14 protein-coding genes, 2 tRNA genes and 1 pseudogene are annotated in these 16,611 nt (G+C 56.3%); 14 read left to right on the top strand and 3 right to left on the bottom strand.

The features are described 5' to 3' along the window. The first annotated feature begins 5 nt into the window (after window positions 1–5). From fdxH to ACN0VL_RS08565, 8 genes are all read left to right on the top strand, one after another. Window positions 6–908, top strand: a complete 903-nt coding sequence (gene fdxH / locus ACN0VL_RS08600; RefSeq protein ID WP_417616432.1) for a formate dehydrogenase subunit beta — start codon at window positions 6–8, stop codon at window positions 906–908. Next, window positions 901–1,533, top strand: a complete 633-nt coding sequence (locus ACN0VL_RS08595) for a formate dehydrogenase subunit gamma (protein ID WP_417616430.1) — start codon at window positions 901–903, stop codon at window positions 1,531–1,533. Before fdxH ends, ACN0VL_RS08595 begins: the two co-directional genes overlap by 8 nt. A gap of 119 nt (window positions 1,534–1,652) precedes the next feature. Then, window positions 1,653–2,591 carry a formate dehydrogenase accessory protein FdhE gene (fdhE, locus tag ACN0VL_RS08590; protein WP_417616428.1) on the top strand — a complete coding sequence of 313 codons (939 nt, stop codon included), beginning with the start codon at window positions 1,653–1,655 and terminating at the stop codon, window positions 2,589–2,591. Then, window positions 2,588–4,018 carry an L-seryl-tRNA(Sec) selenium transferase gene (gene selA / locus ACN0VL_RS08585; RefSeq protein ID WP_417616426.1) on the top strand — a complete coding sequence of 477 codons (1,431 nt, stop codon included), beginning with the start codon at window positions 2,588–2,590 and terminating at the stop codon, window positions 4,016–4,018. The genes fdhE and selA overlap by 4 nt, the downstream gene beginning before the upstream one ends. Continuing rightward, window positions 4,015–5,940, top strand: a complete 1,926-nt coding sequence (gene selB, locus ACN0VL_RS08580) for a selenocysteine-specific translation elongation factor (RefSeq protein ID WP_417616424.1) — start codon at window positions 4,015–4,017, stop codon at window positions 5,938–5,940. The genes selA and selB overlap by 4 nt, the downstream gene beginning before the upstream one ends. A 27-nt stretch (window positions 5,941–5,967) precedes the next feature. Beyond that, window positions 5,968–6,063: transfer RNA gene (locus tag ACN0VL_RS08575), tRNA-Sec, on the top strand. A 45-nt stretch (window positions 6,064–6,108) separates the two neighbouring features. Beyond that, complete coding sequence (gene fdhD / locus ACN0VL_RS08570) at window positions 6,109–6,924, top strand: formate dehydrogenase accessory sulfurtransferase FdhD (protein WP_417616422.1); 816 nt, start codon at window positions 6,109–6,111, stop codon at window positions 6,922–6,924. 54 nt (window positions 6,925–6,978) lie between these two features. After that, window positions 6,979–8,208, top strand: coding sequence for a multifunctional CCA addition/repair protein (locus tag ACN0VL_RS08565; protein WP_417616420.1), 1,230 nt, complete (start codon window positions 6,979–6,981; stop codon window positions 8,206–8,208). On the opposite strand, the gene ACN0VL_RS08560 is transcribed toward ACN0VL_RS08565, so the two are convergent. Both ACN0VL_RS08560 and folB read right to left on the bottom strand, forming a co-directional pair. After that, on the bottom strand, window positions 8,205–9,008 hold the full coding sequence (locus tag ACN0VL_RS08560) for an undecaprenyl-diphosphate phosphatase (protein ID WP_417616418.1): 804 nt from the start codon (window positions 9,006–9,008) through the stop codon (window positions 8,205–8,207). The genes ACN0VL_RS08565 and ACN0VL_RS08560 overlap by 4 nt on opposite strands. Window positions 9,009–9,110: 102 nt before the next feature. Beyond that, a complete protein-coding gene (gene folB / locus ACN0VL_RS08555) occupies window positions 9,111–9,464 on the bottom strand; it encodes a dihydroneopterin aldolase (RefSeq protein ID WP_417616416.1) in 354 nt (117 codons plus the stop codon). Between the two features lie 147 nt (window positions 9,465–9,611). Here folB and plsY point away from each other — a divergent pair, with 147 nt between their 5' ends. After that, window positions 9,612–10,238 carry a glycerol-3-phosphate 1-O-acyltransferase PlsY gene (plsY, locus tag ACN0VL_RS08550; RefSeq protein ID WP_417616414.1) on the top strand — a complete coding sequence of 209 codons (627 nt, stop codon included), beginning with the start codon at window positions 9,612–9,614 and terminating at the stop codon, window positions 10,236–10,238. A gap of 83 nt (window positions 10,239–10,321) precedes the next feature. Here plsY and tsaD read toward each other — a convergent pair whose 3' ends face one another. Next, window positions 10,322–11,338: a tRNA (adenosine(37)-N6)-threonylcarbamoyltransferase complex transferase subunit TsaD gene (tsaD, locus tag ACN0VL_RS08545; protein WP_417616412.1), complete on the bottom strand. Its 1,017-nt coding sequence runs from the start codon at window positions 11,336–11,338 to the stop codon at window positions 10,322–10,324. Window positions 11,339–11,518: 180 nt separating this feature from the next. Between tsaD and rpsU the strand changes: the two genes are divergently transcribed. From rpsU to ACN0VL_RS08520, 5 genes and pseudogenes are all read left to right on the top strand, one after another. Continuing rightward, window positions 11,519–11,734 carry a 30S ribosomal protein S21 gene (rpsU, locus tag ACN0VL_RS08540; protein WP_417616410.1) on the top strand — a complete coding sequence of 72 codons (216 nt, stop codon included), beginning with the start codon at window positions 11,519–11,521 and terminating at the stop codon, window positions 11,732–11,734. Between the two features lie 15 nt (window positions 11,735–11,749). Beyond that, window positions 11,750–12,193 (top strand): GatB/YqeY domain-containing protein, encoded by a 444-nt coding sequence (locus tag ACN0VL_RS08535; protein ID WP_417616408.1) that lies wholly within the window; start codon window positions 11,750–11,752, stop codon window positions 12,191–12,193. Window positions 12,194–12,275: 82 nt separating this feature from the next. Continuing rightward, window positions 12,276–14,054 (top strand): DNA primase, encoded by a 1,779-nt coding sequence (gene dnaG / locus ACN0VL_RS08530; RefSeq protein WP_417616406.1) that lies wholly within the window; start codon window positions 12,276–12,278, stop codon window positions 14,052–14,054. Window positions 14,055–14,283: 229 nt separating this feature from the next. Beyond that, window positions 14,284–16,122 (top strand): annotated as a pseudogene (gene rpoD / locus ACN0VL_RS08525) (RNA polymerase sigma factor RpoD); the annotation flags it as partial. 191 nt (window positions 16,123–16,313) lie between these two features. Next, window positions 16,314–16,390: transfer RNA gene (locus ACN0VL_RS08520), tRNA-Ile, on the top strand. Window positions 16,391–16,611: the final 221 nt, after the last annotated feature.

Here is a 16,611-nt window from a genome sequence, read left to right as displayed (position 1 = left end):
AAATCATGGCTTCAGAAGCAATGGATATCAAACGTCGCTCGGCGACCACCACTCCTTCACCCAGTGTTCGTCAGTCCCCCGTGCAAGGCGGGGGCGTTGCCAAGCTCATCGATACCTCGCAATGTATCGGCTGCAAAGCCTGCCAGGTGGCCTGCATGGAGTGGAACGACCTGCGTGACGAGGTCGGCCATAACGTGGGGGTCTATGACAACCCGGCAGATTTGACCGAAAACACCTGGACTTTGATGCGCTTTGCCGAACACGAAAAAGATGACGGCGATCTGGAGTGGCTCATTCGCAAGGATGGCTGCATGCACTGTGAAGATCCGGGCTGTTTAAAGGCCTGCCCTTCTCCCGGTGCCATAGTGCAGCATGCCAACGGCATCGTCGACTTCAACCAGGAGCACTGCATCGGCTGTGGTTACTGTGTCACCGGGTGCCCCTTTGATGTGCCGCGTATTTCCAAGACGGATAAGAAAGCCTACAAGTGCAACTTGTGTGTCGACCGGGTATCGGTCGGACAGGAGCCGGCCTGTGTGAAAACCTGCCCCACAGGTGCCATCGTATTTGGCTCCAAGGATGACATGAAGCAGCACGCCGCCGAGCGTATTGCCGATCTGCAATCCCGGGGTTACGACAATGCGGGCCTGTACGATCCCGATGGCGTAGGCGGCACCCATGTGATGTATGTTCTGCATCACGCGGACAAGCCCGAGCTATACAGTGACTTGCCCAAGGCCCCCACCATCAGTGGCATTGTCTCGCTGTGGAAGGGGCCGGCCAAGCCCATTGGGGTGGCGGCCATGGTGCTGACGGCGCTGGTTGGGGCGGCGCACTATATCCGCAATCGGCCCTCAGAGGTGACGGAGGCTGACGAACAGGCGGCCAAGGAGGAAAGAAATGGCTAACGACCACAAGGAAATTGTTCGCTACACGGCCAATCAGCGGCTTAATCACTGGCTGATTGCGCTGACCTTCGTGCTACTGGCCATTTCCGGCCTGGCGTTATTTCATCCGGCCCTGTTCTGGCTGAGCAACCTGTTGGGAGGCGGTACCTGGACCCGCATCCTGCATCCCTTTATTGGTGTGGTGATGTTTGTCAGCTTTGCCTGCTTTGCGCTGCAACTTAGAAAAGACAACAAGATCACCGACGACGACAAGGCCTGGTTAAAAGCGGTGCCCAAGGTGATCTCTCATCAAGAGGAAGGCGTGCCCGAAGCAGACAGGTACAACGGCGGCCAGAAACTGCTGTTCTGGTCACTGATCGTACTGATGATTGGTTTGCTGTTGACGGGTATCGTGATGTGGCGAGCCTATTTCGGCTTTCCGGTGGGCCTGATACGCCTGTCATCGCTGCTGCATGCCCTGTTTGCCTTTGCCATTATTTGCGCCATTATAGTGCATATATACGCGGGCATTTGGGTCAAGGGCTCGGTACGGGCCATGACCCGGGGTACGGTTTCACCGGGATGGGCCTGGAAGCATCACCGAAAGTGGTATCGCAAGAAGATGCGCGATTCCAGCCTGAAGTAAGCGGCTTGAAGTAAGCAGACAGTTGGTTCTGATCGCCGATACCGCAACTTGCCGTCAAATGACGTTGTTCGTTTGACGGCCTTTTATATTCAGTTACCGTTGTTATCAAAGGAGTGATCATGCAGCGAATTCTTACCCGTGGCGAAATAGAAACCCTGGATCGCACCAGCATTCCTCGTCTCATTCTTCCCAAATCAGATACCTTCAGCACCCGGGCCCAACGGCTGAGAGACCTGGCCACCGACAATCCTGTGCAGGATTACCTGTTGCTGATTGCCCTGCTGGCCGAGGCGCAGCATCAGGCCTTTGAGCAAGACTGGTCATTGCCCCCGATTAATGAACTGGAGCTTGCCCAGGCTCAGGCCCATGGCATGCCCCTGTTCAGTGCCAGCACCCACCCTCGGGATGACGCCTGGCGTGCCATGCTGGCTGCCATTCTCGAGCAGTTATTGCAGCAAGAGGACTTACCCGCTGCGGTGCACGACAAGGTGACGCAGCTGACCGCCGACACCAAGACATCGCCCGGTTTGGTGGAGCAGCAGGCCGATGCCCTGCTCACCCAAAAGCTGGAGGACATAGACCCCGCCCGCGCGCCTTTTATCATGGCGGCTTTACAGGTCTATTGGGCGCAGTTAACCGCCAGGCTAGATAGCAAGCAGCTCCCCGCCAGCACGCCCTTTGGCCTGTGCCCTTGCTGTGGCAGCCAGCCGGTTTCCAGCACGGTACAGCTGGGCGGCCCGAAAGAGCAGATCCGTTACGCCACCTGTTCGTTATGCGCGGCCCAATGGCATATTGTGCGGGTGACCTGCACCCACTGCGAAGATACCAAGACGATTGCCTATCACACCCTGGACGAGGGCAGCCCCGCCATCAAGGCGGAGTCGTGTGATCATTGCCAGCATTACCGCAAGATTCTGTATCTCGATAAAGATCAGTTCGCCGAGGCCTTTGCCGATGATCTGGCCAGCCTCCCCCTGGATATTCTGATGGGCGAAGCACAGTTTTTTCGCGCCAATAACAACCCTTACTTGTGGCAAATTGCGGAACCGGCATCATGATATCCCTCCCTCCCCAGCACCTGCTCGCCCGGCCTGCGGACTTGCCGGCCCTGGACAAGCTGCTGCATCAGGCCGAGTTAATCCCGGTCATCGATCAATACGGGCGCACGCTGGTCACCCGGCAATTGCGCTTGCTGCTGGCCAACTTGCGCTCGCGGGCCGTTCAGCAGCAACTGCCCCAGAGCGAAGTGGTGCCCGCACACATTATCCAACAGCTCGTCCAGCGGTTATCCGCCTTAACCGAGCCCAAGCTGAAAACCGTCATCAACCTTACTGGCACAGTGCTGCATACCAATCTGGGTCGCGCATTATTACCCGACAGCGCCGTGGCCGCCGTTACTCAGGTACTGACTCAAGCCACCAATCTCGAGTTTGATCTGGCCAGTGGCAAGCGCGGTGACAGAGACAGCCTGGTTGAAGCGCTGATCTGCGAATTGACCGGCGCCGAAGCCGCCACCGTCGTGAATAACAACGCCGCCGCCGTACTGCTGATGCTCAACGCCCTGGCCGCACAAAAAGAAGTGGTGGTCTCTCGCGGCGAGCTGGTGGAAATTGGTGGCTCATTTCGTATCCCCGACATCATGAGTAGCGCGGGCAGCACCCTGGTGGAAGTAGGCACCACCAACCGCACTCATTATGCCGACTACGAGCGTGCCATCAATGAGCGTACCGCCATGCTGATGAAGGTACACTGCAGCAACTATGCGGTAGTGGGCTTTACCAAGGAAACCACCCTTGCCGAGCTGGTCGAGATCGGCCAGCAGCACCAGGTACCAGTTACCGTGGATCTGGGCAGTGGCACCCTGGTCGATTTGGCACAATGGGGCCTGCCCCACGAGCCCACCGTCAGAGAGACGGTGGAAGTCGGGGTGGATCTGGTGACCTTCAGTGGCGATAAACTGCTTGGCGGGCCGCAAGCGGGCTTTATTGTCGGTCGCAAGGCATTGATTGAGACCATTAAAAAACATCCCTTAAAGCGCGCCTTGCGGGTGGGGAAATTAACCCTGGCAGCACTGGAGTCGGTGCTGGCGTTATATCGCAGCCCCGAATTATTACCCGAACGCCTGACCACCCTGCGGCTACTGACCCGTCCCCAGCCAGAGATACAGCAGCAGGCACAACAGCTGCAACCCAGCCTGCAGCAAGCCGTGGGTGAGGACTATCAGGTGACCTGTGTGGCCATGCACAGCCAGATTGGCAGCGGCGCCATGCCGATTGACTCCCTGCCCAGTTATGGGCTGGCCATCCAGTATCAAGGCCCGGAAAAAGCGGGACGCCAGATCATGCACCTGGAGCGTTGGTTGCGCACTCAGCCTCAACCCATACTGGGTCGCATTCATAAAAACACCCTCTACCTGGACTGCCGCTGCCTGACGGATCAGCAAGCAAAGATGCTACAAGAAAGATGGAGTCATACCCGGTTATGATTATTGGTACAGCAGGTCATATTGACCACGGCAAAACCGCCCTGGTGCGTGCGCTGACCGGCATCCATACCGACCGGTTAAAAGACGAACAGGAAAGAGGCATTACCATTAGTCTGGGCTATGCCTATCAGCAGCTGGATCAGGATATCACCCTGGGCTTTGTGGATGTCCCCGGCCATGAAGGGCTCATCCATACCATGGTGGCGGGAGCCACCGGCATCGACTATGCCATGCTGGTGGTGGCGGCCGATGATGGCATCATGCCGCAAACCATTGAGCATATTGCTATTTTATCCTTGCTGGGGCTGTCACAAGGGTGCGTGGTGATCACCAAGCAAGACAAGGCCCAGCCAGAGCAACTGGCCCGGACACAACAGCAGCTGAGTCAGGCGCTGGCCAATACGTTTTTGGCCACGGCGCCGCATTTTATCATCGATAGTTTGTCGGGCGCAGGCATAGCAAACCTAAGCTCCTATTTACAACAAATAGCCCACCAACAAGAGGCCCGCCGGCAACAAGCCACGACCCGTACCGGCCTGTTTCGCCTGGCCATAGACCGCGCCTTTACCCTGAAGGGGCAAGGCACTGTGGTCACCGGCACGGTACACGGTGGAGCATTCGATCTGCAAGGCGAGAGCCGGTTACGCCTGATGCCCGCCAATACCCCCATCCGGGTACGCAGCATTCATGCGCAAAACAGACCCGACACCCGCGCCCATGCCGGCCAGCGCTGCGCCTTCAATATCGCCAATATTGCCAAAGAGGCCGTCAATCGCGGCGACTGGCTGGCCGATGAGCGCTGTTTTACGCCCTCAATGCGCATGGATGTCGAGCTGCAGCTGCTCGCCAATCTGCCTCAGCCGCTCACCACCTGGACCCCTTTGCATGTGCATATAGGGGCGGATCATGTCATGGCGCATCTGGTTCCGCTGGTTCAGGAGTCGGTGCATGGGGGGCAGCAGACCCTGGCGCAACTGGTCTTCGAGCGCCCCCTGTGTGCCATGCCCGGCGATCGCTTTATTATTCGCAACGCCCAGGCCAGGCACACCCTAGGCGGCGGCCGCGTGCTGGATGCCAAGGGCCCGGACCGCAAACGTCGCTCCCCGGCTCGCCTGGCCTGGCTGGCGGCCATTGCCGACTACCTGACCAGCCAGAACCTGGCCCCCTTGCTGCAGCAGGCCCCTTACGGCATCGCCTCCCCGGACTTGCAGCGCCTGGTCAAGGGAGAGGTCGAACAGCTTGCCCTGCCCGATGAATCCGTGTGGCTCAAGCCGGCCACGAGCAAACAAGTGGCGGTGCTGATTCATCAAGGGGTGTGGCAACCCCTGCTGCAGCGGATTGAAACCACACTGGAGCAGGCCCACCAACGCTATCCCGATGAGCCGGGTATAGAGGCTGCCCGATTGCGCCGCATGACGGATCCCTCCATGCCGTTGTCTCTGTGGCAGAGTGCATTACACACCCTGGTGCAACAGCAACGCCTTAGGGTTAAGGGAGCCTGGTATCACCTCCCCCAGCACACCGTCAGCTTCAGTGAACAAGAGCAGCACCTGGCGGAGCAAATCCTGAGCTTGTCCCACCAGGGGCGCTATGATCCTCCCTGGGTGCGAGACATGGCGACCCTGCTGGAGGTTCCCGAGCAAGACATTCGCCAACTTGGCCGCAAACTGGTGCAACACGGCAAGCTCTATCAGGTACAACCCGATTTGCTCTATCATCATCAGCATATTGAACAACTCGCCCAGCTCTTGCGCCAGTATCCCCAGGATCAAGGTGTTAAAGCCGCCGAGCTTAGAGATGAGCTCGGGCTGGGACGAAAAAGAACCCTGCAAATACTCGAGTTCTTTCAACGCATTGGCTATAGTCGGCGCTTGCAGGACAAACATTTTATCCGTTCCGACAATATGCTGTTTACAAGCTAGCCGCATGTTGGCAATGTAAATGTTTGTGGAAAGTAATCGTATCCGGTGGTGCGGCTGGGCTTCAAACCCGGTTGGGGGTGTTAGACGCTCCCAGGTAGGTTCGACTCCTACTACTTTCCGCCATAACACTGCACCCACCTTGTCCCAAAGCTCATTGCGAGTCATCTTATGGCGCAGGAAAATATGATGGACGATGCTATCTTCGATAACCTGGCCCCCAGCCAGACTGTCAACACCCTGGAAGGCACAACGCATACCCTGGCCAATGAAGTCCCGTTAGCCATTACCCTCAATGGTGTGAACCATGCGGTGATGATGGTCAGCCCCTATCAGCTGGAAGCCTTTATTATCGGCTTCCTGCTGACGGAAGGCATTATCCGGCATCACAGGGATATTCATGATCTCGAATTTACTCGTCAGCAAAATGCCATCATCGCCAGCGTGACCCTGGCCAACCGCTGCCATCAGCCCTGGCAGGAGCAAAGGCGCAATCTGGCTGGCCGTACCGGTTGTGGCCTGTGTGGCATAGAGTCTTTGCAAGCCGCCTTACCCAAGCTGCCTCCTTTGTCGGCCAGTCCGCTGCCCGGCACAGAGGCGCTGATGGGGCTGCGCGCTCAACTGCCTGACTGGCAAAAATTGAATCGAGACTGTGGCGCCCTGCACGCCGCTTTTTTTGCCGATGAACAGGGTCAGATACAACATGCCAGTGAAGACGTGGGCCGCCATAATGCCCTCGATAAACTACTGGGCTGGCGGCACCGGCAACCCAACCCGCCAAGTGGCATGATATTGGTGACCAGCCGTTGCAGCATAGAGCTGATCTTGAAGATGGTGCGCACACACAATCCTACCCTGCTCACCTTGAGCGCGCCCACCCTGCTGGCGGTAGAACAGGCTCGGCACTATCGGCTCAACTTGATACACTTGCCCTATCAGCAGCAACCCAGAGTCTATGCGGCGTCTGAGTGCTCTCACTACGCCTGACGACCTCTTTGGTCCGCTCACCGAAGGCGTACCATCTTGATTGAGGAATAACCGTTGGACATTTATCTAGTGGGAGGCGCAGTACGGGATTCGCTCTTGGGCTTAACCGTATACGATCGCGACTACGTGGTGGTGGGCGCCCAGCCCGAACAGCTGCTGCAACTGGGCTATCAGCAAGTCGGCAAAGACTTCCCGGTGTTCCTGCATCCCAAAAGCAAGGATGAATACGCCCTGGCGCGCACCGAGCGCAAGGCAGGTACCGGCTATACCGGCTTTATCTGCGACTTTGGCCCCGAGGTGACCCTGGAAGAAGACTTGAGTCGCCGGGATCTCACCATTAACGCCATCGCCCAGGGCGAAGATGGCACCCTGTTCGACCCTTATCATGGTCAGGCCGATATTAGCGCCCGCACCTTGCGCCATGTGTCCGATGCCTTTGCCGAAGACCCTCTGCGTGTGTTACGAGTAGCCCGTTTTGCCGCTCGCTTTCACCACCTGGGCTTTAGTGTGGCCGACGAGACCATGGCCCTGATGCAGAACATGGCCGCCAGTGGCGAGCTGAGCACGCTCACCCCGGAGCGGGTATGGAAAGAAACGGAAAAGGCGTTGGCCTGCGACAACCCCCAGGTGTTTTTCGAGGTGTTGCGTCAGTGCGGTGCGCTCAAGGCCCTGTTTCCGGAAATGGACGCGCTGTTCGGTGTACCCGGCCCGAAGCAGTGGCATCCGGAAATCGATACCGGCCTGCATACCATGATGGTGCTCAAACGTGCCGCCGAACTGGGTGCGGAGCTTCCCGGCCGTTTTGCCGCCCTCTGCCATGATTTCGGCAAGGCGCTGACCCCTTCGGACCAGTGGCCCGGCCATCACGGTCATGGCGAACTGGGAGTAGCACCGATAGCGGCACTGTGCGCACGATTCAAGGTGCCCACCGAACACAAGGAGCTGGCCATCCTCATGAGCCGCTGGCATATCTGCCTGCATCGGCTGGTCAACCCAACGCCGGAGCAGGCCGAAGATATATTGGAGTTGTTTCAGCAGACCGATGCCTGGCGAAAGCCCGAGCGTTTCGCCCAGTTGCTCTTGTGTGCCCAGGCTGACTTGCAGGGCAGAGCCGGCTTCGAGCAACGTCCTTACCCCCAGCGGGAACTGCTGTGGCAATGGTTGTGCGAGCTGAGAACCATTACCGCCGGGCCGTTTGTGGCGCAGGGGTTGAAAGGCCCGGCCATCGGCGAGGCCATTGCTGACGCCCGCCTGCAGCAGCTCAGACTCTGGCTGGCCGCTTAAAGCTGCCCGGCCATCACCCAGAATAATACTGCCCCCAACCCTAATCGATACCACACAAAGGGCATGACACCGATACGGTTGAGCAGGACGAGAAAAAGGTGAATACAGGCCAGGGCACTGGCAAAAGAGACCACCACACCCAGGCCGATAATCGACCAGGGCATCAGGGCTCCGCTGCCAATCAAACCGGTCGCCTGGTGGCTACCCGCCAGAAAGATGATGGGAATGGACATCAAAAATGAAAAGCGGGCGGCGGCGGCTCGGGTCATCCCCAGCATCAGCCCTGCGGTCAGGGTAATGCCGCTGCGCGAGGTACCCGGAATAAGGGCCAGAGCCTGGGCGCACCCCAACAGCAAGGCGCCCCGCCAGCCGGCCTGATATTCGTCTTTGTGCAGCTGCGCCATCTTGTCTGCGCCCCACAGCAACAAGCCGAATATCACAGTAGCCGATGCTATCACCCAGCCAGAACGCAGGTACTCGGCAATCACACCGCCAAACAACGCCCCCACCACACAGGCCGGTATCGTCGCCAGCACTATGCTCCAGGCCAGCCGCGACTCGGCATTATGCCCTTTGCCACGTACAGAGCTGGACCAGGCCAGAGTCAGGGTAACGACCTCCTTGCGGAAGTAGTACAACACCGCCAACAGGCTGCCCAGATGCACGGCCACGTCGAAGGCCATCCCCTGATCGCGCCACCCCAGCAACACCGAGGGCAAGATCAGGTGTGCCGAGCTGGAGATAGGTAAAAACTCGGTAAGCCCCTGAATAAGGGCCAGTAATATAGCGTGTACTTCCATTACGTATTTCCTTTAGCCTGTCACAGAGACAGGCTAGCAAAGTGCAATGTCACTTTGATGACGGTACAAAACTATCCGGTTAGAACTTTGGGAGCTTACACCTTAATTAGCGAAGCGCTCTATTTCTACCCCGACCCCGGCCGCATTGGCTACCGCATTGGGCTTGGTAAGGCGCACCTTTACCGATTGCACCGCAAATTCCGCCAGAATCAGCTGTGCTATCTGCTCGGCCATGGTTTCCACCAGCTCCACATGATTTTGCTCTGCGTGCTGCGTCACCTTTTTTGACAGAGTGGCGTAATCGAGCGTCTTGTTAATATCGTCGTCCAGGGCGGCAGGAGCAATGTCGTAGCCCATTTCCAGATCGAAACGCAGCTTCTGCTTAATACCCTTTTCCCACTCATAAACGCCTATGGTGGTAAGCACCTCAAGGCCTTGCACAAACACTTTATCCATAGTCTCTATCTTCTGTTAAGCTGTGGCTATACGTTGCTAATCGAGCCACGCTTGCGCGGCAGGCCCTGCATTCCAGGCTTTAGCCAACCAATAGCTCGGTTTTAAGCCCGCAATAATAACGGATTGCCCCCGAGGTATAAACCGCGAATGACGGCCCTCATCTTATTTATGATCATGCTCGCCTATCTTGGAGGGTCCATCTCCAGCGCCGTGCTGATCTCCCGGCTCTACCGTTTACCCGATCCCCGCACTCATGGCTCGGGTAATCCCGGGGCCACCAATGTGCTGCGTACCGGTAATCGCAGCGCCGCCGTCTGGGTGCTGTTACTCGATATTTTAAAAGGCACACTGCCGGTTTATGTGGGGTGGTATCTGGATATCAGCCCCTTATATCTGGCCTTTATCGGCATGGCAGCCTGCCTGGGTCATATGTTTCCGCTGTTTTTTCATTTTCGCGGTGGCAAGGCGGTGGCAACCGCGCTGGGCACCCTGCTGCCCCTTGGCATGGACATGACCGGCCTGATGCTGTTGACCTGGCTGGTGTGCCTGGGCCTGTTTGGCTATTCCTCGCTGGCGTCCCTTCTTACCGCCTTGGTCGCCCCGCTGTATGTCTATTTCATCAAGCCGGAATATACGCTGTCGGTTGCCCTGCTCTCCTGCCTGATTATCTTGCGCCATCATGGCAACATCAGCCGCCTGTATCACCGACAGGAAAAGCCGATTCTAGACAGATTCAAACGCTCAGAGGGTGAAAAAAAACCGCCTGACAAGTGAATCGTGAGGTGTAAAACACCACTATATTGCAGGTTCGGGGTGCTTGTCCCCCTCGCCATATTACGCCTCACACCTCACGGCTCTTAATCAACCGGCGTTAGTTCGTCCAGCGGCCAGCGCGGCCGGGCTCGTACCGCCAGTGGCTCCTGGTCACCGGCTTTCAAACGTTGCAAACCGGCAAAGGCAATCATGGCGCCATTATCGGTGCAATATTCATTGCGCGGATAAAACACCTCACCCTGCAGGCTGTCCATCAGCTCGCTCAACTGGGCCCGCAGCGAGACATTGGCACTCACGCCCCCCGCCACCACCAAACGATTCAAGCCCGTTTGCTTTAATGCCCGCTTGCACTTGATGGCCAGGGTATCCACTACCGCTTGCTGAAACGCATGGGCAATATCGGCACGGGTCTGATCGTCATCGCCTTCGGCGGCTATGGTGGTGGCGGTGGCGGTTTTCAGACCGGAGAAACTGAAGTCCAGCCCGGGCCTGTCCGTCATGGGACGGGGAAACCTGAAGCGATTGGCCTGCCCCTGCTCGGCCAGTTTTGCCAAACGCGGGCCGCCGGGATAATCCAGCCCCATCAGCTTTGCCGTTTTATCAAACGCCTCGCCGGCGGCATCGTCCACCGACTCGCCCAGTATTTCATAGCGCCCGATACCGTCTACTCGCACCAACAAGGTGTGACCACCGGACACCAGCAAGGCCACAAACGGAAAGTCCGGTGCCCGCTCTTCCAGCATGGGAGCCAGTAAATGACCTTCCATGTGGTGCACGGCCACGGCCGGCTTGTTCCAGGCAAAGGCCAGGCTGCGGCCAATGGTCGCCCCCACCAGCAGCGCGCCCATTAATCCCGGGCCCGCAGTAAAGGCGACACCGTCAATATCGTCTTTGCTGCAGCCGGCATCGGCCAGAGCGGCTTCAATCAGGGGGATGGTTTTACGAATATGATCCCGGCTGGCCAGCTCGGGCACCACACCGCCATAGTCCGCATGCAGCGCCACCTGGCTGTATAACTGGTGAGCCATAATGCCCAGCTTGTCGTCATATATGGCAATGCCGGTTTCATCACAGGAGGTTTCTATTCCTAGTACACGCATGTCGGTCTATCATTCAAGGCTGTCGAAAAAGTGGGACTTATGTTACCCTGTAAGTGATTTTTTAACCAGCGAACCGCGCACCGGACTTTACTTTAGGTTCCGGTTCAGAGTAAAATTTCGCACCATTTTTATTAGACAAACTGGTTTACTAAAAAACCAGTTAACCGAGGTGAGAGGCACATGCCAGTAATTAAAGTACGTGAAAACGAGCCCTTCGACGTAGCTCTACGTCGTTTCAAGCGTTCCTGCGAAAAGGCCGGTATTCTGTCTGAAGTGCGTCGTCGCGAGCACTACGAGAAGCCGACCACTGAACGCAAGCGCGCCAAGGCTGCCGCTGTCAAGCGTCACGCCAAGAAGCTGTCTCGCGAAAACGCACGCCGTATTCGTCTGTACTAAGTTGGTATTGATCTCGTGTCCTTAAAAGACCAACTGTCTGAACAACAAAAGATTGCCATGCGTGCCAAAAACAAGGCGCGCCTCGGCACCTTGCGTATGCTGCTGGCAGAGATCAAACAAAAAGAGATAGACAGCCGCGAAAGCCTGGATGATAACGCCATTATTGCCATCGTTACCAAAATGGTAAAACAGCGCAAAGATGCCGCCTCTCAATTTGAGCAGGCTGGACGTCAGGAGCTGGCCGATGGTGAGCGCCAGGAAATCGTGGTGCTGCAGGAATTCCTGCCGCAACCTCTTACCGCAGACGAACTGGACGCTTTGCTCGCAAAGGCCATCGCCGACACTGGCGCTAGTGGCATGCAGGATATGGGCAAAGTCATGGCGGTGCTCAAGCCGCAAATCCAGGGACGTGCAGATATGGGTAAGGTCAGCGCAAGCATTAAAGCCAAACTGGCTTAATCTCTTCCGCTGCTCCCTGCCAACGGGCCGTGCCTCTTTACGATGCACGGCTTTGTTTTTTTCTTCGCTTTCCCGGTGAATAATGTCAGGCAGAATCCCCCAATCTTTTATTGACGACCTGTTGGCCAGAACCGACATAGTCGATCTTATCGATCAGCGGGTAAAACTGAAAAAAGCCGGCAAAAACTACCAGGCCTGCTGCCCCTTTCATAACGAAAAATCCCCCTCCTTTACCGTAAGTCACGAAAAACAGTTCTACCATTGCTTTGGCTGTGGTGCTCACGGCACTGTGCTGGGTTTTTTAATGGAATATGACGGGCTGGAGTTTCTGGATGCCATCGACGAACTCGCCGGCATGCACGGGTTGACAGTACCACGCGAGAACAGCCGCTCTTCACTGACCCCACAACAACAAGCAGCGGCCAAGGCCGTACGCCAGGATTTATACGCCCAGCTACAAGACATCAGCCGTTTTTATCAGGCCCAACTACGCCAGTCGCAAGCCGCCATTGGCTACCTGAAAGGCCGAGGCCTGAGCGGTGAAGTGGTCAAGCGCTTTAATATCGGCTACGTACCCGAGCAATGGGATGGCGTAAAACGCAAGTTTGCGACCAACACCGAGGCCGAAAACCAGCTGATTGAAGGCGGCATGCTGCTTAAAAGCGACAATGGCCGTGTTTACGACCGGTTTCGCGATCGCATCATGTTTCCTATTCATGACCGTCGTGGTCGCGTGATCGGCTTTGGTGGCCGAGTGCTGGGCGATGGTACGCCCAAGTATTTAAACTCGCCGGAAACACCGGTATTCCATAAGGGGCGCGAGCTTTATGGTTTGTATGAAGTACGCCAGGCACATCGTAACCCGGAGCGTATTTTAATCGTCGAAGGTTATATGGATGTGGTGGCGCTGGCGCAGTATGGCATCGACTACGCCGTCGCCAGCCTGGGCACGGCCACCACCCCCGAGCATCTGCAGCTGCTGTTTCGCACCACCAGAGAAGTCATCTGCTGTTACGATGGCGACCGGGCCGGCCGCGAAGCGGCATGGCGGGCGCTGGAGAATGCCTTGCCGCTGCTGCAAGACGGACGCAGCCTTAAATTTGTGTTCCTGCCCGACGGTGAAGACCCGGATACCCTGGTGCGCAAGCTAGGCTCCGATGCCTTTGCCCAGCAGCTGGATCAGGCTCAGGATTTTGGTGACTTCTTATTTGAACGTCTGGCGCAAGACGCCATGGGTGGCGATGCCGGCCAGCATGAATTGGCCAACAAGGCCGCGGAAGCCATTATTCGAGTGCCGGAAGGGTTTACCCGTGAGGGGCTGATCACTCAGCTGTCTCGCCAGCTGGACTGGGGAGAAAACGAGCGCCGGGTTCGCGAGCTGTTCCATCGTTTGCAACCGGGCGGACAAGCATCAGCTCCGGCAACCAGACCGGCCGGCAAAAAGATAAAACTGACGCCTATTCGCCGAGCCATTGCCCTTGTGCTACAATATCCGGCTGCGGCTGCCAAACTGCCGCCAATGCCGGACCTGGCCGAACTATCGACCCCGGGAATGGACTTATTGCAAAGCCTGTTAGCCCTGGTACAACGCCAGCCGGATATCACCACAGCCCAACTGCTTGAACATTGGCGTGGCCATGACACTGGCCGGGCACTCGCGCGGTTGGCCATGGCGGACGATTTATTCGCCGGTGAGCACATAGAGCAAGAGCTGCAGGATATTTTCGTGGTGTTAATTAACGATTATCTGGCGGGCCGCATAGAAGTGCTGCAACAAAAAAGCAGGCACGGGGGTCTAACAGCGGTAGAAACACAAGAACTCATGCTATTGCTCAGCGAAAGCAAAGCAGGTAATAACTGAACATTGAAAATTGGGAGCTCCGCCCCCATAAAGTAACACAGGCCCGGTCAGCGGGTAATATTCAACCCTAGAAAGCTGCAACACTCTCACCGACTATCAAGGCAGGGCGTGTTGGCAAGCACACCAACAACATAGCGGCGTTGGTTAAGTTTTGTTATAATCGGCTAATTGTGCGCCACATAAAAGTGAGCCGAATTGCCTACACCCTCTTGCAACATCTAACCGGACGAGTTCTATGGAGCAAACCCCACAGTCACAGCTTAAACTTCTCGTTGCCAAAGGTAAAGAACAGGGGTACCTGACTTATGCCGACGTTAACGATCATCTTCCTCAAGACATAGTCGATTCTGATCAAATTGAAGATATTATTCAAATGATCAATGACATGGGTATTCAGGTGGTAGAAACTGCCCCCGATGCCGATGAATTGATGATGTCTGAAACCTCGGCCGATGAAGACGCAGCCGAAGCCGCAGCACAAGCGCTGGCTTCTGTTGAATCCGAGATTGGCCGTACCACCGATCCCGTGCGCATGTACATGCGCGAAATGGGCACGGTAGAACTGCTGACCCGCGAAGGCGAAATCGACATCGCCAAGCGGATCGAAGAAGGTATTAACCAGGTACAAAGCTCGGTGTCTGAATACCCCGAGACCATTACCACTTTGCTTGACCAGTTTGACCGCTTTGAAGCAGGCGATATCAAACTGAGCGACATCATCACCGGTTTCCTCGACCCAGACTCTACCGAGCCTGCAGCGCCAACCGCGACGCACATCGGCTCGGAGCTGAGCGATAAAGAGCTGGAAGAAGAAGACGAAGATGAGGACGAAGAGGACGAGGAAGAAGTTGATACTGGTCCCGATCCCGAGCTGGCACGCGAAAAATTTGGTGCCCTGCGTGAGCAGTACGACATCATGCGGGCTGTCATTGACAGCAAAGGCCGTACCTCACCCGAAGCGGCCGCAGAGATAGCCGGGCTGGCTTACATCTTCCGCGAATTCCGGTTGATACCCAAGCAGTTTGACCGCCTGGTTAATGCCATGCGCGACACCATGACCCGGGTACGCGTTCAAGAACGTCTGATCCTGAAGCTGTGCGTCGAGCAGTGTAAAATGCCGAAGAAAACCTTCGTGCAGGCGTTTGCGCAAAACGAAAGTGATCCAGAATGGTTCAACAAGCAGCTGGCCGCGGGCAAAACCTGGTCTGCCAGACTGGAAGATGTGTCCGAAGACGTATTGCGCTCCATTGGCAAGCTCAAGCTGGTAGAAGAAGAAACCAGACTGACCATTTCGCAGATTAAAGATATCAACCGTCGCATGAGCATAGGTGAAGCCAAGGCTCGCCGTGCGAAGAAAGAGATGGTTGAAGCCAACTTGCGTCTGGTGATCTCCATCGCCAAAAAGTACACCAACCGTGGTTTGCAGTTCCTCGACTTGATCCAGGAAGGCAACATCGGCTTGATGAAGGCGGTAGACAAGTTTGAGTATCGCCGAGGCTACAAGTTTTCAACTTATGCTACCTGGTGGATCCGTCAGGCCATTACCCGCTCCATTGCCGACCAGGCGCGCACCATTCGTATTCCGGTGCACATGATTGAGACCATCAACAAGCTCAACCGTGTTTCGCGCCAAATGCTGCAGGAAATGGGTCGCGAGCCGACACCAGAAGAGCTGGCACACCGCATGATCATGCCGGAAGACAAGATCCGCAAGGTCCTTAAAATTGCCAAGGAGCCAATCTCGATGGAAACCCCCATCGGTGATGATGAAGACTCCCATCTGGGTGATTTTATCGAGGACACGACCTTGTCGTTGCCTGCGGACCAGGCCACCAGCGAAAGCCTGCGCAACGCAACCAAAGACGTGTTGTCGGGCCTGACCGCTCGTGAAGCCAAGGTACTGCGCATGCGTTTTGGTATCGACATGAATACCGACCACACGCTGGAAGAAGTCGGCAAACAGTTTGACGTTACCCGTGAGCGTATTCGTCAGATTGAAGCCAAGGCATTGCGCAAGCTACGCCACCCCAGCCGTTCCGAAGTGCTGCGCAGCTTCCTCGACGAGTAAGCTCTACGCACCGGACACTGCACAATGACAAAAGGGCGCAATAGCGCCCTTTTTCTTTTGCCAAGTGTTTTTAATTTCAGCCTCCCCTCTTTTATTTCACCAAGCCATGCCAACCGTCTAAAAATCAAACGGATATCAGCCCACCCGACTAGACAGCCCCCACGGCTTTACTTATAATCACCACCACTTTCGGCCCCTTAGCTCAGTTGGTTAGAGCACACGACTCATAATCGTTAGGTCCCCAGTTCGAGTCTGGGAGGGGCCACCATATACAGCAAGGGTTAGCAGGTTAACAGCCGCTAACCCTTTTTTGTTGTCTGCGGTTTTACCTGTAGTAATACCTGTAGTTACGATGGCGCTAACTGCAGTTAGCAGCGTTAGAAAACATCATGTGTCCCTTCAGGCTCCCTACTTATACCAAACAGATTAAATAGCAGATCTATTTTCTTGCTCTATAAAGGTCGGATAAAGGGCCTCCTCCACCGACAC

The sequence above is a fragment of the Oceanisphaera sp. genome, from assembly GCF_048268965.1.
Taxonomy (GTDB): Bacteria; Pseudomonadota; Gammaproteobacteria; order Enterobacterales; family Aeromonadaceae; genus Oceanimonas.
Note: the sequence above shows the minus strand (reverse complement) of the source record. Positions and strands in the feature narration are given on the sequence as shown.

What these genes read in the sequence shown, in the direction of transcription:
- fdxH (WP_417616432.1), top strand. Translation starts at nt 6, where the DNA reads ATGGCTTCAGAAGCAATGGATATCAAACGTCGCTCGGCGACCACCACT.
- ACN0VL_RS08595 (WP_417616430.1), top strand. Translation starts at nt 901, where the DNA reads ATGGCTAACGACCACAAGGAAATTGTTCGCTACACGGCCAATCAGCGG.
- fdhE (WP_417616428.1), top strand. Translation starts at nt 1,653, where the DNA reads ATGCAGCGAATTCTTACCCGTGGCGAAATAGAAACCCTGGATCGCACC.
- selA (WP_417616426.1), top strand. Translation starts at nt 2,588, where the DNA reads ATGATATCCCTCCCTCCCCAGCACCTGCTCGCCCGGCCTGCGGACTTG.
- selB (WP_417616424.1), top strand. Translation starts at nt 4,015, where the DNA reads ATGATTATTGGTACAGCAGGTCATATTGACCACGGCAAAACCGCCCTG.
- fdhD (WP_417616422.1), top strand. Translation starts at nt 6,109, where the DNA reads ATGGCGCAGGAAAATATGATGGACGATGCTATCTTCGATAACCTGGCC.
- ACN0VL_RS08560 (WP_417616418.1), bottom strand. Translation starts at nt 9,008, where the DNA reads ATGGAAGTACACGCTATATTACTGGCCCTTATTCAGGGGCTTACCGAG.
- folB (WP_417616416.1), bottom strand. Translation starts at nt 9,464, where the DNA reads ATGGATAAAGTGTTTGTGCAAGGCCTTGAGGTGCTTACCACCATAGGC.
- plsY (WP_417616414.1), top strand. Translation starts at nt 9,612, where the DNA reads ATGACGGCCCTCATCTTATTTATGATCATGCTCGCCTATCTTGGAGGG.
- tsaD (WP_417616412.1), bottom strand. Translation starts at nt 11,338, where the DNA reads ATGCGTGTACTAGGAATAGAAACCTCCTGTGATGAAACCGGCATTGCC.
- rpsU (WP_417616410.1), top strand. Translation starts at nt 11,519, where the DNA reads ATGCCAGTAATTAAAGTACGTGAAAACGAGCCCTTCGACGTAGCTCTA.
- dnaG (WP_417616406.1), top strand. Translation starts at nt 12,276, where the DNA reads ATGTCAGGCAGAATCCCCCAATCTTTTATTGACGACCTGTTGGCCAGA.